Origin of the sequence: Haoranjiania flava, assembly GCF_025631005.1 — a bacterium.
GTDB classification, from domain to species: domain Bacteria; phylum Bacteroidota; class Bacteroidia; order Chitinophagales; family Chitinophagaceae; genus Haoranjiania; species Haoranjiania flava.
The window spans coordinates 85,607-99,228 of the sequence record NZ_JAOTPL010000001.1 but is presented as its reverse complement, the minus strand read 5'-3'; the positions used below and the strand labels follow the sequence as shown (position 1 = coordinate 99,228).

Sequence of the window (13,622 nt, the reverse complement as noted above, 5' to 3'; positions counted from 1 at the left end):
ACGCGGAAGTAGCTCAATTGGTAGAGCGATAGCCTTCCAAGCTATAGGTTGCGAGTTCGAGACTCGTCTTCCGCTCTCAAAGGTTGTCATCGAAAAACATGTTTTTGATGTAATATCCCAGAAAGCTAAGAGCCGGATTCCTTCAGCGGATCCGTTAGTTGTAAATGAAAGGATATTTCATCGCCAACAATGCAAAGAATACAAATGAAATTTTGTATATTCGCAACGTTGTTCAAAAAAAACTTTTCCACTGACACAATAACTTTGTAAAAGCTGTTGTAGCTCAGGGGTAGAGCACTTCCTTGGTAAGGAAGAGGTCGTGAGTTCAAATCTCATCAACAGCTCACACTGTTTAAGAAGCGAATTCCGGTGACAACAAAAAAAATATATTTAACTTTTAAATATGGTCTGTGGTCGATGTGACTGTAGACTGTTACATTTTAAAAACCACAACAAAAAACCGATAAAAATGTCAAAAGAAACCTTTAAGAGGGATAAGCCCCACGTAAACATTGGTACTATAGGTCACGTTGACCATGGTAAGACCACACTAACTGCTGCTATCACTACTGTTTTGGCTAAGCAGGGTCTTTCAGAAATCAGAAAATATGATGATATTGATGGCGCTCCTGAAGAAAAAGAAAGAGGTATCACTATCAATACTGCACACGTAGAATATCAAACAGCTAACCGTCACTATGCACACGTTGACTGTCCCGGCCACGCTGACTACGTAAAAAATATGATTACCGGTGCTGCTCAAATGGATGGTGCTATTCTTGTGGTTGCTGCTACAGACGGTCCAATGCCTCAGACTAAAGAACACATTCTTTTGGCTCGCCAGGTAGGCGTTCCCCGTATCGTTGTGTTTATGAATAAAGTTGATTTGGTTGACGATCCGGAATTATTAGACCTGGTTGAAATGGAAATCAGAGATCTTTTATCTTCTTACGGGTTTGATGGCGATAATACTCCCATCATCCAGGGTTCTGCAGCAGGTGCATTAGCAGGCGACGAAAAATGGGTGCCTGGTGTAGAAGAATTGATGAAAGCTGTGGATGAGTACATTCCTTTGCCTCCAAGAGCTGTTGACCTTCCGTTCCTTATGTCCGTAGAAGACGTATTCACCATCACTGGTCGTGGTACAGTGGCTACAGGACGTATCGAAAGAGGTATCATCAAAGTGGGTGAGCCGGTTGAGATCGTTGGTTTAATGGATGAGCCTTTACAATCAACTTGTACTGGTGTGGAAATGTTTAAAAAATTATTGGACGAAGGTCAGGCAGGTGATAACGCAGGTATCCTGTTGCGCGGTATTGAGAAAAAAGATATCCGCCGCGGTATGGTAATCTGTAAGCCAAAATCTATTACTCCGCATACTGAATTTAACGGTGAAGTTTACGTACTTTCTAAAGAAGAAGGCGGACGCCACACTCCATTCTTCAACAAATACCGTCCTCAGTTCTATTTCCGTACAACTGACGTAACTGGTGAAGTAACACTTCCTGAAGGTACTGAAATGGTAATGCCGGGAGATAACATCAACCTGAATGTAAAACTTATCCAGCCTATCGCTATGGAAAAAGGTCTTAAATTCGCTATTCGTGAAGGCGGACGTACAGTAGGCGCAGGACAGGTTACTGAGATTTTAAAATAGTACAGGTACCAGGTACTAAGTACTAAGAGAATAATAAGTATTGAGTTACAAAGGTTCTTACATATTACAAAGTACTTGGGCAATACGTCTGAGTACTTTGTACTTTGTACTACAATTTTTTTACGGGCATGGTGCAATGGTAGCATACGGGTCTCCAAAACCTTTGATCTGGGTTCGAATCCTAGTGCCCGTGCAAATGAAGTTATAAATTCATTTAAAAATTAAGATGAGTAAGTTCACGAATTACGTTAGAGACTCCTATCATGAGTTGACGCAAAAAGTTACATGGCCCACATGGAATAATTTGCAGCAATCTACTATCATCGTTTTAGTTGCTACAATCATCATCACGCTTGTTGTATGGCTCATGGACTTTATTAGCAGCGGAGCTCTTAATTTTATCTATTCTCTGTTTTAAAGAGATAAAAAAATCGCGAAATGGCAGAAGAAGTTCAAAAAGAAGACACCAAATGGTATGTGTTGCGTGTGGTAAGTGGTAAGGAAAAGAAAGTAAAAGAATACCTTGATAAAGATATTGTCCGCAATGAATGGACAGATATCATTAAACAGGTTTTTTTGCCCATGGAAAAAGTGTTTCGCGTACAGAATGGTAAAAAAGTAATGCGCGAAAAAAACTACTACCCGGGTTATGTAATGATGGAAGTAGCAGACGGCAAACTTACCGATGACATTGTAGTGCATATTACAGGCATTACAGACATCATGCATTTTCTTACAGATGGCAAAGGAAGCAAAGGAAACATTATTTCCCTGCGCAAAGCCGAAGTAAACAAAATGCTGGGCAGGGTAGATGAAATGAACGACCAGGGTGTAGTGATCAGCGAACCTTTCATTGTGGGTGAAACTATCAAGATCATTGAAGGCCCGTTCAACGATTTCAACGGTGTGATTGAAGAGGTAAACGAAGACAAGAAAAAACTGAAAGTAACTGTGAAGATATTTGGCCGCTCAACCCCTGTAGAGCTCAATTACACCCAGGTTGAAAAAGTAAGCTAAGCATAATACTGAAAAACATTTTATATTTGTCTCTGTAAAAACTACAGAGACTTTTTTATGCGTAAGACCTTCATTATAATTATATCCTGCTTTACAGCTTTTGCCGCAACTGCTGCAAAGGTAGATACTGTAAACATTTACAGCGCTGCCATGCAGAAGCATATTTCCTGTGTGGTAATTACTCCCGATACCTATAGTAAAAATGCACGGAAGTTTCCGGTGTTATACCTGCTGCACGGGCATGGCGGTTCTTTTCGAGAGTGGGTGATTAAAGCGCCCGATCTCATTAAATCTGTTGACGAAACGGGAATGATCGTGGTGTGCCCTGATGGCGGAAAAGCAAGCTGGTATTTAGATGCGCCACAGTTGCCCGAATCGAAATATGAAACGCATGTGGCCAAGGAAGTAACAAACTACATAGATAAAAACTACCGTACCATTCAGAACCGTAGCGGCCGCGCTATTGCAGGGCTGAGTATGGGCGGGCACGGCGCTATGTATCTTGCCATAAAACATAAAGAAGTGTACGGCGCTTGTGTAGCGCTGAGCGCCGGCGTGGATTTCACCCCATTCCCAAACAACTGGGGCCTGCCCTTATTGCTTGGTGAATATGCAAGCAATAAAAACAGATGGGTAGCACATACCGTGCAACACCTGGCGCATACAGCACTTGCCGGCAATGAACTACAAATAGCCATAGACTGTGGCGTGGATGATTTTTTTATTGGAGTAAACAGGATATTGCACCAAACACTGAATGAATTAAAGATTGCTCACGACTACACTGAAAGGCCGGGTAAACACGATTGGAATTACTGGAACAATGCTATAGGCTACCAGATGTATTATCTCAAAAAATATTTTGATAAAAACAATCATAAAAATTAATAAACATGCAGGAGTTAATAGATAAACTTATAAAAGAAGCAGCGCTTACAGAAGCGCAGGCTAAGCAGGCGGTAAACGTTATTGCAGAGTATGTAAAAGAAAAATTCCCGATGATCAGCGGCGCTGTTGACCAGATCTTTCCCCGGCAATAAGATCAAATGCGCCATGAGTATACTTCTAACCAACAGTAATGTATATTTGGCGAAACGAAGTGCACTACAAGTAATTCCATCGGACAAATAAAACTAGCCGCAAAGCGGCGAACTGGAAAATATATACATGAAGCTGTTCTACCTTATCCTTGGGTGTACACCTGCAAACAGGCACACAGAGCAACATGATGTGTTCTTCTGCATAGGAAGAACGCTTAGTGAAATTGTACCCGAAATAAAAAAATTCTGGCCGGAAGCGAATGGTAAAATCCATATTGACGCCTGGCGCGAAGTAAATACTGTGAACGGCTTCTCCATTGCTGTTGAAGAACGCACGCCTGTAGCCGGGAAGGATGTAAATCTTTACTTTATAAATTTAGGAGGTTACCGGCAGGGAGATTTTGAAGAGTATCATTATAAATTATTGCATGTGTGCGCGTCCATCTCCGGGGCCGTGGCTGCTGCCAAAAATACTGCCTTCTATAAAACTTTCAGTACTTCAGATAAAGGCGGCGCCTCACATATAGATGATAAATATGGTGTAGATATTGATGAAGTTCTGAATGTACAGGATATATTACCGCAGCATCAGAAACAGCAATACCGCCTTGTAATTACGCCTTCGGCCCATGCAGTAGCTGATGAATTGCATATCGGGTATTTAAAATTGAGCAGCATTGAATAGCTGCTGTTATTTAACCTTCCATTCCAGGATATAATCGTTCATAAAATATCCGTTACCTATCGGGATATCCTTTTCTTCGATAATTACAAAGCCGTTTTTTTGGTAAAATCCTAATGCAGCATTATGCCTGTTTACGTTTAAAATCAATGTTTCGGCATGATGCGCTGCCGCAAATGCTTTTGCCTTATTGATCAGTAATTGCCCATAGCCTTTACCCTGCATAGCAGGTAATAAATAGATCTTGTGCAGTTTCGTTTCGGTTACGGATATCATCTGTACATCAATAAAACCAGTTGCTTCGCTGTTCTCTTTTAAAAGATAAAATTGATGTCCTTCGAGCATTTGTTGTTGAATAAATGCTGCATCATACATCCATTGTAGCATGTAGTCGATTTGCTCCTGCGATAGGATGCCTCCATACGTTTCAGGCCAGGTTTCACAGGCTATCTGTTGTATGGCAGGAATGTCTGCAATAGTAGCTTTAATTATCATACCGTAAAAATTAATGCGGAAGCCTTTCCCTGTATTTCCCGTACACCCATGTGCCTGCAATTGCACTGAGTAAGGTAACAATGATAACTGTAGCGCCGGTACCTATTTGCGCAAACAATGGTCCCGGGCAAGCGCCTGTCATAGCCCAGCCGAAGCCAAACAGCAAGCCTCCGTATACCTGGCCTTTGTTGAACTTTTTTGGCGTTAATACAATCTTTTCTCCGCTGATGGTTTTGATGTTGTATTTTTTAATCAGGTAAACAGACAAGATGCCTACCATAACTGCCGAACCGATTACACCGTACATGTAAAAAGATTGCAGCCTGAACATTTCCTGTATGCGGAACCAGCTTACGATCTCACCTTTCACCAGTACAATACCGAAGAAGGTGCCTAATAATAAATATGTAAAATAGCTGTACCATTGGGTATGCTGTTTACTTTCATTTACACACATGGCGTCCTGCCTGCGTTTTTCCAGATCTTCTGTTTCAAATTCGTCTTTATACTGTTGCATTATAAAGAAAGTATGAATGGTAAAATAATGTTTGCCATAAAGAAGCCGCCTGCCATAAAGCAAATGGTAGCAATTAGTGAAGGCCACTGTAAATTGGATAATCCCATGATGGAGTGCCCGCTGGTGCAGCCACCTGCATAGCGTGTGCCGAAGCCCACCAGAAAGCCGCCAACCACCATTAAAATAATTCCCCGAAGGGTGAATAAAGATTGCCAGCTGAACAGGTCTTGCGGCACCATGCCATTAAAGTTTGTAATGTTGTATGGGGCAAGATCATTTGCTAACGCAGGCTCCACCTGTATCTGGCCGGCATTGCCAAAAATATAGGAGCCAATGATGCCGCCGAAAAATATACCTGCTACAAAGAACAGGTTCCATGCTTCTTTCTTCCAGTTGTATGTAAAGAATGGAATATCCTTCGGAAAACAGGATGCGCAAATATGCCGCAGGGAAGATGATATGCCAAAAGTTTTATTTCCCAGGATCAGCAAAAGCGGCACAGTTAACCCCAGCAACGGCCCAGCAACATACCACGGCCATGGGGAAGATATCCAGTTAATCAGGTCCATATCATTTATTTTATTTCTTCAAAAGTTACGTCACTAGCTGGTTTCTGTGTTTTTTGTGTATTAACACTGCAACCGCCGGTTGAACAACATCCTATGTTGAGCAATGGTAGCGCGGTAAAAAATATACCCAGCATGATGAATGCATTTTCTTTTGTCCAAATACCCTGTACAATGATGGCTAAGCCCAATAAAAGCCTTATCAGCCGCATAACATTCCATTGTTTCAGATAGTTCTTTATCATTAGTATCATATTAATATTTAGATTTGTTTCTGTAAACTCCTCCAGCCTCCGCCATCAATAATTCTGGCTTGGGTGCCGGATAAAATATTTTTTGCAGAAGCGCTGCGCATACCTGAAGCGCAACAGGTGATAATGGTTTTATATTTCCGCGTAAGCTCACTCTTCCTGGCTGATAATGTGTTCAGCGGAATGTTGATGCTGCCGGGGATATGGCCCGATGCGTACTCCTTTGGCGTGCGCACGTCAATGATTACGCCATTTTTAAGCTCTTCTTTTAAACCTGTATTGTTCGAAGCTTCTACATTTTTATTGGCACCTGACGAGTTCGGCAAACCTGCTTTTATAGCGGCTGTTAACAGCATCAGTATGCCGGCTGCCAGCGCCATGTAAGCCATGGCGCCCTCTTTGCCATAGTAGAAGAAAAGGTATATGGCCACAGCTGCCAGCACAAGACGCCATATCACGGCGTAAGTTTTATTAGTCTGCATGTGTTTGCAATTTTTTATTATAGTTGTGTTGAGGGGCATACATAATCTGTAAGTTCAAAACGTTGGCTTTCTTTGATAGCTTTAAAGCCGCCTTTGATGTTGATGAGCTTATCGTATCCTCTTGCCTTTAGTATGGATGTAAAGATCATAGAGCGGTAGCCGGCTGCACAATGTATGAAGTAAGTTTTTTCTTTATCCAGTTGCTGAAAGTTTTCATTCACATGATCCAGCGGCACATTGCCTGCATTTTTGATATGTTCGGAATCATACTCAGATTTCTTACGTACATCAATGATTTCAGCCTCTTTATTTTGCCGGGTTCTTTCTGCAAACTCATCTACAGTGATGGATTCAATAGTGTCAATTTCTTTACCGGCCTTTTTCCAGCTTTCAAATCCACCTGCGAGGTAACCAATGGTATTGTCATAGCCCACGCGCGAAAGCCTCGTAATCACTTCTTCTTCGCGTCCTGCATCGGCAATGATGAGAATGGGTTGCTTTATATCAGTTATCAATGCGCCCACCCAGGGAGCGAAACTTCCGTCTATACCGATGTTGATAGCATTAGGAATAAAACCTTTCTCAAATGCATCTGCATTGCGCGTATCTAAGAGCAATGCACCGGACTCATTCGCAGCCTGCTCAAATGCATCTGGCGACAGCGGATTAAGGCCTCTTTCCTTAACGGTATCAATGCTTTCATAACCTTGTATGTTCAGCATTACATTCAGCGGAAAATAAGCCGGAGGCGCAGTAAGGCCCTCAGTGACTTTTTTAATAAATTCTTCTTTGGGCATTGGCTGCAGCGCATAGTTTGTTTTTTTCTGGTTGCCTAAGGTATCGTAGGTTTCTTTGCTCATGTTCTTGCCGCATGCGGAGCCGGCGCCATGTGCAGGGTATACAACAATATCATCTGCCAATGGCATTATTTTTTGTTGAAGTGAATCATACAGAAGGCCGGCAAGTTTGTCCTGTGTTAATTCTTCAGCTACTTTCTGAGCAAGGTCAGGGCGGCCCACATCGCCAATAAACAGCGTATCTCCGGTAAATATTGCTTTACCGCGGCCTTGCTCATCTTTCAGGAGGTAGCAGGTGCTCTCCATAGTGTGGCCGGGCGTGTGCACAGCCGTAAACGTTACATCTCCTACTTTAAATGTTTCTCCGTCTTCGGCAATATGCGCATCAAATCCGGGGTTGGCATTTGGCCCGTATACAATTGTGGCGCCGGTTTGTTTTTGCAGGTCAAGGTGGCCGGAAACAAAGTCTGCATGAAAGTGGGTTTCAAAAATATATTTGATCTTTACATTGTCTCGTTCTGCACGCTGTACGTATGGCGCCACTTCACGCAAAGGGTCAATCACCACTGCTTCGTTCTTCGAAGTGATGTAATAAGCTCCCTGGGCGAGGCATCCCGTGTAAATTTGCTCTATATGCATGATCTGTAAGTTTAGTAAATTAAATAAAAGGGTTAATAGCATTTTGTATCTGATTTAATGTAAGGTAGCCCGATTGCCGCCATACAATGTTACCATTTTTAAAAAGTATCAATGTGGGTACGCCTTGTATGCCGTAGGTTGCGGCTACTTCCTGGTTTTTGTCAACATCAATTTTTAAAACAGTGAGCTTATCGCCTACAGTTTTTTTAAGATCGACAATTACCGGAGCGAGCATTTTACACGGTCCGCACCAGGTAGCATGAAAATCTACCAGTGTAGGTTTTGGGGAACGGATAATTTCTGAAAATTGTGACATAATGCTTTATTTTTGGTTAGAGCCTTGGTTATTGTTTATTAAATTTAAAATAAAATCTTTGAATTTTTTATTGGTATACTCAGCCGCGCCTGTTTGCCTGTAGGCAACATTTCCGTTTTTATCTAAAACAATTGTGGTAGGCAGGGTACCGCTGTACCAAGCCTGTGGAATATTTCCCTTTGCTGTAACAACAGGCATTTGAAATTTTTTGTCTTTCATAAATGCAGTTGATTTCTGTAAGTCGTTATCAGCATCCACCATCAGGAAGATGATGCCCGGGTTATCTTTGTATTCATTATAGAGCTCATTAATTGACGGCATTTCAGCAATGCACGGCGGGCACCACGTAGCCCAAAAGTTGATGAACACTACTTTTCCGCTGAGCGAATTACCTTCAATAACTTTTCCGTGGTTATCCACAAAATTTACCTGGTAATTATGTTCGTTTTCAGGGGAAGCATTTAATTTCTCGTTTGATATTTTTGGCTGGAATAAACCTACTTTCATCAACCCTTGTATTACCCTGCCTTTCACAACCGGGTTCACAATCATCAATATAATAAATAGGGCCAGTATGCCGGTGAGAATATTATTCAATGCGTACCACTTCTTTTTTTGCTGATTCATGATATACTAACTTTTAAAAAATATTTCCTTGATGATAATGAAAATGCCCATTGATAACACAAACCACCCGAACGCCGGCTTTAACTTCTTTCCGTTTATTTTTTTTGAAAGATGCAGGCCTGCAAACATGCCAATGATCGCAGAAACAGAAACGGTGATGAGTATATAATAATTGATAGATACTTTGTTGATCAGGTCGCCTGCAAATCCTAATAAAGAGTTTATGGTAATAATAAAAAGCGAAGTTGCAATAGCATATTTCATTTCTAGCTTGCCGAATATTACCAGGGCAGGAATAATGAGGAAGCCGCCGCCAGCTCCCAGGATTCCGATAATGAGCCCTACCAGCACGCCCATCAGCACAAGTGTAATGACAGAAGCCTCTTGTGCTTTTTTTACCTTTTGCTTTTTTATCATGGAGAAAGAAGCAAATACCATCAGCATGGCAAAAAATACGATTATAAACGTTTGCTTGTCCAGCGTAAAATCGTTTACCTGGAAGATTATTTCAGGAATTTCAGGTAGAAGGTATCTTCTTGTAAGCAACAATGTTATGAGTGATGGTATGCCAAAAGCAATGGCAGGCTTAAGTTTCAGGTTGCCGATCCTGTGGTGTTTGTAAGATGCTATGGCAGATGTAATGCCTACAATAAAAAGAGAGTGTGTGGTAGCTGTCTGCGGGCTAATGGCAAAGAAATATACCAGTATGGGCACGCCGAGGATGGAGCCGCCGCTACCGATCAGCCCGAGCGATACGCCTATTAAAACAGCAAGTATATAGCCAATAATTTCCAGCATAAGTTTACAAATATCGGCATTGGATATTTGTGTAAATGTAACAAAAGTTACAACGCTGCTATTTTAACCATTCTATATATTTCCTGTTCAACCGCAGCATGCCCTGCTGTTCCAGTTTCTTAAGCAGCCTTGAAATAACTTCCCTGGAAGTAGACAGGTCGTTCGCTATTTGCTGGTGCGTGATCTCAATAGAATTTGACCTGCTGTTCTTTGTAAGTCTTTTGAGATAAAATTCAAGCCGCTCATCCATACCTCTGAAAGCAAGGTTGTCAAATACTTCCAGCAATTCTTCGAATCTTGCACGGTATGTTTCTATCACAAATTTATTCCAGGCCGCATATTTTGACAGTTCGTCTGTGTACTGCACCGGTATCAGTAAAAGTATACTGTCTTCTTCTGCAACTGCCAGCATTTCGCTTTTACGGTGATGCGCAATGCATAGCATGGATAGCGCACAGGCGTTTCCCGGATTTAAAAAATACAGGAACGCTTCATTGCCTTCTTCACTCTCGCGGTAAACTTTGATAGAGCCGGCAGCCAGCAATACTGTATATTTCAGGTATTCGCCGGGGTTGATGATCACTGTATCTTTGCTGACCTCTTTCAGTGTTGCCTTATCTGACAGCAACTCAATAAGTTCATCATCGAAAGTGGGAAAAATCCTGCTGATGTATGTATGTGTCGTTGTCAATTATCCGAGTCCTTTCAGGCTTTCTTCAATGGTTTTAATCCTTGCTTCACAGTCGGACTGTTTTTTTCTTTCCACATCCACAATTTCCGGTTTGGCGTTCTGAACAAACTTTTCATTGCTCAATTTTTTCTGTACGCTCTCCAGGAATTTCTGCTGGTATTCCAGGTCTTTCAGTAATTCAGCTTTGAGTGCTTCTTTATCAATCTCTTTGTTCATGCCGATAAAGAGCTTGTCGGTTTCGAGTGTCACTACCACTGCATTGCTGTCTTTATTTTCACCGAAGAGAATTGTTTCCGCATTTACCTGCTTGCAGATGATATGCTCTATGCCCTGGTATTTATCTGCTTCATTAGTTTGAATAGAAACGGTGATGCTTTCTTTAGGCTTAAGATTGCTTTTGTTCCTGGCATCCCTGATGGAGGAAATAACTTTCTTGAGGAGCTCACCCTGTGCAATTACAGCAGCATCGCTTTCCTGCGGTGCTGCAAGTTGTTTTACAGCAAGGTCATCGTTTTGATCTTTCAGTAAGTGATAAATTTCTTCTGAAATAAACGGCATGTACGGATGCAACAGATGCAATAATTCTTCAAAGAAATAAACCGTTTTATCGTAGATATGTTTTGATATATTTTCTTCATAGCCGGGCTTAACCCATTCAAGATACCAGGAGCAGAAGTCGTCCCAGATCAATGAATACAAGGTTTTGAGGCCTTCACTCAGCCTAAACTGATCGTGTAGTTGAGCGATTTCTCTCTTAGCCTGGTTCAATCTGTTTTCAAACCATTGCACTGCAAACAAATTGTTACTTTGTACAGTTGGCTCACTTTCATCTTCAATTTTCGCTTCCCACATTTTTACCAGCTTCAGCGCATTCCAAAGCTTGTTGTTGAAGTTTCTTCCCTGTTCAAGTGAGCTTTCATCGAACAAAAGGTCGTTGCCGGCAGGCGCAGAGATCATGATGCCGAAGCGCACCGCATCAGCGCCGTATTTATCAATCAACTCCAGCAGGTCAGGTGAGTTACCCAGCGATTTAGACATTTTTCGTCCCAGCTTATCGCGCACCATGCCCGTAAAATAAACATCTTTAAAAGGTATTTGGTTTTCGTATTGCAAGCCGGCCATGACCATCCTGGCTACCCAGAAGAAAATAATGTCCTGCCCGGTAACCAGCACAGATGTCGGGTAATAATAGGTAGCTTCTTCATTTCCCGGATCAGTAATGCCTTTAAAAACTTCCATAGGCCATAGCCAGGAAGAGAACCATGTATCAAGTACATCTTTATCCTGAGTCATTTTTCCAGGGTAATTTCCTTGCTTTCGTGCTTTCCTACGTGCTTGGATCCAAGCTTCTTTTTCTGTTTGTGCAACATAAACATTTCCAAGATCATCATACCACGCTGGAATTCGCTGACCCCACCAAAGCTGGCGCGAGATACACCAGTCTTTTACATTCTCTAACCAGTATTTATAAGTAGCTAAAAATTTATCACCGGGATGAATGGAAATGTCTCCTTCAACCACAGCTTTCAACGCCGGTTCTGCCAGCTCTTTCATTTTCACAAACCACTGTGTAGAAATTTTCGGCTCTACAACAGCGTTACTTCTTTGAGAAAAACCATTCTTGTTGGTGATGTCTTCTGTTTTTACCATGTGGCCTGCTGCTTCCAGGTCAAGCGCTATCTTCCGGCGCACTTCAAACCTGTCTTCACCAACATATAGTTGTGCAGCCTTGCTCATAGTGCCGTCATCATTCAGCGTATCCACAACCTCCAGGTTATGCTTCAGCCCAAGGTTATAGTCGTTGATGTCGTGAGCTGGCGTTACTTTGAGGCAGCCGGTGCCGAACTCTTTATCTACATATTCATCAAAAATTACGGGTATTTCTTTGTTGATAAGCGGTACGTAAACTTTTGCATTTTTCAGGTGTGTATATCTTTCATCTGTTGGGTTTACGCAAATGGCGGTATCTCCAAGGATCGTTTCGGGGCGTGTGGTAGCAATGGTTACGTAGCCGTCACTGCCTATGAGTTTATACTGTACATAGTACAATTTACTTTGTACTTCCCTGTATTCCACTTCTTCATCGCTCAACGCCGTTTTAGCTACAGGATCCCAGTTGATCATTCTTGCGCCCCGATAGATCAGGCCTTTGTTGTACAGGTCAATAAATACTTTTATAACTGCTTTGTAATAATGATCATCCATCGTAAAAGTCACCCTGCTCCAATCAACGCTGCAGCCCAATCTTTCGATCTGGTTGTAAATAATGCCTCCGTATTTTTCTTTCCATTCGAAAGCATACTTTAGAAATTCTTCCCTTGTAAGCGCATTTTTATCTATGCCGTTTTCTTTCAGCATCTGCACTACCTTGGCTTCGGTAGCAATGGAAGCGTGGTCGGAACCAGGCACCCAGCAGGCGTTGTAGCCGCTCATGCGGGCACGGCGTACGAGAATATCCTGTACGGTTTCGTTTAAAGTATGCCCCATGTGCAGCACGCCTGTAACGTTGGGTGGAGGTATTACAATCGTGTACGGCTGCCTGTTATCAGGTTTACTCTCAAAATATTTCTTTTCTTTCCAGGCACTATTCCACTTTATCTCAGTTTGTGCAGGGAGGTAATTTTTGCTTAGTTCCATAACCAGCAAAGATAAATAATTGATGTGGATATTGATGAATGCACTATATTACTTGCCCGAAAATTTTCCTTTGATTTTTTATTTCTTGACTATAGACCCTCTCCGGGAATGAGCCGGGTTAGCAAATTCTTAATCTGCTGCAAGGACAACGCTTACATTAAATTGCAATTGAATTTTTTCCTCATGCAACATGGCAAATGTGGTTTGCATTCTGTTGCAGGTTGTTGCTACGCTGGTACACTTGCCAGCTACAAATTGCTGGCAGCAGTTTGCACCTATACCGCAGATAGGCTTCCATTCATTGCTTACCTTCCTTGTGCAGCCATGGTAAAAGTTATTCCTTTATATAGTGAACCTATTTAAATCTAAAATGCGCTTCTGTAATTTCCTTAAACATATTTATCTTCGCG

The 13,622-nt window shown here is 41.9% G+C and carries 18 protein-coding genes and 3 tRNA genes; 10 read left to right on the top strand and 11 right to left on the bottom strand.

Features of this window, described 5'->3' with window-relative positions:
- Positions 1-2 precede the first annotated feature (2 nt).
- The 9 genes from OD355_RS00450 (at position 3) to OD355_RS00410 (ending at position 4,399) form a co-directional block, all read left to right on the top strand.
- Positions 3-75, top strand: a tRNA-Gly gene (locus OD355_RS00450).
- A 197-nt stretch (positions 76-272) separates the two neighbouring features.
- A tRNA-Thr gene (locus OD355_RS00445) sits at positions 273-344 on the top strand.
- A 125-nt stretch (positions 345-469) separates the two neighbouring features.
- Positions 470-1,657, top strand: coding sequence for an elongation factor Tu (gene tuf, locus OD355_RS00440; RefSeq protein WP_263036468.1), 1,188 nt, complete (start codon positions 470-472; stop codon positions 1,655-1,657).
- A gap of 122 nt (positions 1,658-1,779) precedes the next feature.
- Positions 1,780-1,850: transfer RNA gene (locus OD355_RS00435), tRNA-Trp, on the top strand.
- A gap of 33 nt (positions 1,851-1,883) precedes the next feature.
- The gene (gene secE, locus OD355_RS00430; RefSeq protein WP_263036467.1) at positions 1,884-2,075 is read left to right on the top strand and encodes a preprotein translocase subunit SecE; all 192 of its coding nucleotides are present in this window, start codon (positions 1,884-1,886) and stop codon (positions 2,073-2,075) included.
- A 20-nt stretch (positions 2,076-2,095) separates the two neighbouring features.
- Positions 2,096-2,674, top strand: coding sequence for a transcription termination/antitermination protein NusG (gene nusG, locus OD355_RS00425; RefSeq protein ID WP_263036466.1), 579 nt, complete (start codon positions 2,096-2,098; stop codon positions 2,672-2,674).
- A 57-nt stretch (positions 2,675-2,731) separates the two neighbouring features.
- Entirely contained in the window at positions 2,732-3,562 is an 831-nt protein-coding gene (locus OD355_RS00420) for an alpha/beta hydrolase (protein WP_263036465.1), read from the top strand.
- A gap of 5 nt (positions 3,563-3,567) precedes the next feature.
- Positions 3,568-3,714, top strand: a complete 147-nt coding sequence (locus OD355_RS00415) for a hypothetical protein (protein ID WP_263036464.1) — start codon at positions 3,568-3,570, stop codon at positions 3,712-3,714.
- Positions 3,715-3,841: 127 nt separating this feature from the next.
- The gene (locus OD355_RS00410) at positions 3,842-4,399 is read left to right on the top strand and encodes a DUF1543 domain-containing protein (RefSeq protein ID WP_263036463.1); all 558 of its coding nucleotides are present in this window, start codon (positions 3,842-3,844) and stop codon (positions 4,397-4,399) included.
- A 6-nt stretch (positions 4,400-4,405) separates the two neighbouring features.
- On the opposite strand, the gene OD355_RS00405 is transcribed toward OD355_RS00410, so the two are convergent.
- Genes OD355_RS00405 through OD355_RS00355 form a run of 11 tightly spaced genes read right to left on the bottom strand, consistent with a single transcriptional unit; the run spans position 4,406 to position 13,212 of the window.
- The gene (locus OD355_RS00405) at positions 4,406-4,891 is read right to left on the bottom strand and encodes a GNAT family N-acetyltransferase (protein WP_263036462.1); all 486 of its coding nucleotides are present in this window, start codon (positions 4,889-4,891) and stop codon (positions 4,406-4,408) included.
- Between the two features lie 10 nt (positions 4,892-4,901).
- Positions 4,902-5,408: a YeeE/YedE family protein gene (locus tag OD355_RS00400; protein ID WP_263036461.1), complete on the bottom strand. Its 507-nt coding sequence runs from the start codon at positions 5,406-5,408 to the stop codon at positions 4,902-4,904.
- Positions 5,408-5,977, bottom strand: coding sequence for a YeeE/YedE family protein (locus OD355_RS00395; RefSeq protein ID WP_263036460.1), 570 nt, complete (start codon positions 5,975-5,977; stop codon positions 5,408-5,410). The genes OD355_RS00400 and OD355_RS00395 overlap by 1 nt, the downstream gene beginning before the upstream one ends.
- 5 nt (positions 5,978-5,982) lie before the next feature.
- Positions 5,983-6,219 carry a hypothetical protein gene (locus tag OD355_RS00390; protein ID WP_263036459.1) on the bottom strand — a complete coding sequence of 79 codons (237 nt, stop codon included), beginning with the start codon at positions 6,217-6,219 and terminating at the stop codon, positions 5,983-5,985.
- Between the two features lie 17 nt (positions 6,220-6,236).
- A complete protein-coding gene (locus OD355_RS00385) occupies positions 6,237-6,707 on the bottom strand; it encodes a rhodanese-like domain-containing protein (RefSeq protein ID WP_263036458.1) in 471 nt (156 codons plus the stop codon).
- A 17-nt stretch (positions 6,708-6,724) separates the two neighbouring features.
- The gene (locus OD355_RS00380; RefSeq protein WP_263036457.1) at positions 6,725-8,143 is read right to left on the bottom strand and encodes an MBL fold metallo-hydrolase; all 1,419 of its coding nucleotides are present in this window, start codon (positions 8,141-8,143) and stop codon (positions 6,725-6,727) included.
- A 19-nt stretch (positions 8,144-8,162) separates the two neighbouring features.
- Complete coding sequence (gene trxA / locus OD355_RS00375) at positions 8,163-8,459, bottom strand: thioredoxin (RefSeq protein ID WP_263036456.1); 297 nt, start codon at positions 8,457-8,459, stop codon at positions 8,163-8,165.
- 6 nt (positions 8,460-8,465) lie between these two features.
- Positions 8,466-9,086 carry a TlpA family protein disulfide reductase gene (locus tag OD355_RS00370; RefSeq protein ID WP_263036455.1) on the bottom strand — a complete coding sequence of 207 codons (621 nt, stop codon included), beginning with the start codon at positions 9,084-9,086 and terminating at the stop codon, positions 8,466-8,468.
- Positions 9,087-9,092: 6 nt separating this feature from the next.
- On the bottom strand, positions 9,093-9,884 hold the full coding sequence (locus OD355_RS00365) for a sulfite exporter TauE/SafE family protein (protein ID WP_263036454.1): 792 nt from the start codon (positions 9,882-9,884) through the stop codon (positions 9,093-9,095).
- 58 nt (positions 9,885-9,942) lie between these two features.
- Positions 9,943-10,575 carry a Crp/Fnr family transcriptional regulator gene (locus OD355_RS00360; protein WP_263036453.1) on the bottom strand — a complete coding sequence of 211 codons (633 nt, stop codon included), beginning with the start codon at positions 10,573-10,575 and terminating at the stop codon, positions 9,943-9,945.
- A complete protein-coding gene (locus OD355_RS00355) occupies positions 10,576-13,212 on the bottom strand; it encodes a valine--tRNA ligase (RefSeq protein ID WP_263036452.1) in 2,637 nt (878 codons plus the stop codon).
- Between the two features lie 24 nt (positions 13,213-13,236).
- Between OD355_RS00355 and OD355_RS00350 the strand changes: the two genes are divergently transcribed.
- Entirely contained in the window at positions 13,237-13,575 is a 339-nt protein-coding gene (locus OD355_RS00350) for a hypothetical protein (RefSeq protein ID WP_263036451.1), read from the top strand.
- Positions 13,576-13,622: the final 47 nt, after the last annotated feature.

Bases quoted from the DNA above. Each gene is read 5' to 3' on its own strand.
- tuf (WP_263036468.1), top strand. From the start codon at position 470: ATGTCAAAAGAAACCTTTAAGAGGGATAAGCCCCACGTAAACATTGGT.
- secE (WP_263036467.1), top strand. From the start codon at position 1,884: ATGAGTAAGTTCACGAATTACGTTAGAGACTCCTATCATGAGTTGACG.
- nusG (WP_263036466.1), top strand. From the start codon at position 2,096: ATGGCAGAAGAAGTTCAAAAAGAAGACACCAAATGGTATGTGTTGCGT.
- OD355_RS00420 (WP_263036465.1), top strand. From the start codon at position 2,732: ATGCGTAAGACCTTCATTATAATTATATCCTGCTTTACAGCTTTTGCC.
- OD355_RS00415 (WP_263036464.1), top strand. From the start codon at position 3,568: ATGCAGGAGTTAATAGATAAACTTATAAAAGAAGCAGCGCTTACAGAA.
- OD355_RS00410 (WP_263036463.1), top strand. From the start codon at position 3,842: ATGAAGCTGTTCTACCTTATCCTTGGGTGTACACCTGCAAACAGGCAC.
- OD355_RS00405 (WP_263036462.1), bottom strand. From the start codon at position 4,891: ATGATAATTAAAGCTACTATTGCAGACATTCCTGCCATACAACAGATA.
- OD355_RS00400 (WP_263036461.1), bottom strand. From the start codon at position 5,408: ATGCAACAGTATAAAGACGAATTTGAAACAGAAGATCTGGAAAAACGC.
- OD355_RS00395 (WP_263036460.1), bottom strand. From the start codon at position 5,977: ATGGACCTGATTAACTGGATATCTTCCCCATGGCCGTGGTATGTTGCT.
- OD355_RS00390 (WP_263036459.1), bottom strand. From the start codon at position 6,219: ATGATAAAGAACTATCTGAAACAATGGAATGTTATGCGGCTGATAAGG.
- OD355_RS00385 (WP_263036458.1), bottom strand. From the start codon at position 6,707: ATGCAGACTAATAAAACTTACGCCGTGATATGGCGTCTTGTGCTGGCA.
- OD355_RS00380 (WP_263036457.1), bottom strand. From the start codon at position 8,143: ATGCATATAGAGCAAATTTACACGGGATGCCTCGCCCAGGGAGCTTAT.
- trxA (WP_263036456.1), bottom strand. From the start codon at position 8,459: ATGTCACAATTTTCAGAAATTATCCGTTCCCCAAAACCTACACTGGTA.
- OD355_RS00370 (WP_263036455.1), bottom strand. From the start codon at position 9,086: ATGAATCAGCAAAAAAAGAAGTGGTACGCATTGAATAATATTCTCACC.
- OD355_RS00365 (WP_263036454.1), bottom strand. From the start codon at position 9,884: ATGCTGGAAATTATTGGCTATATACTTGCTGTTTTAATAGGCGTATCG.
- OD355_RS00355 (WP_263036452.1), bottom strand. From the start codon at position 13,212: ATGGAACTAAGCAAAAATTACCTCCCTGCACAAACTGAGATAAAGTGG.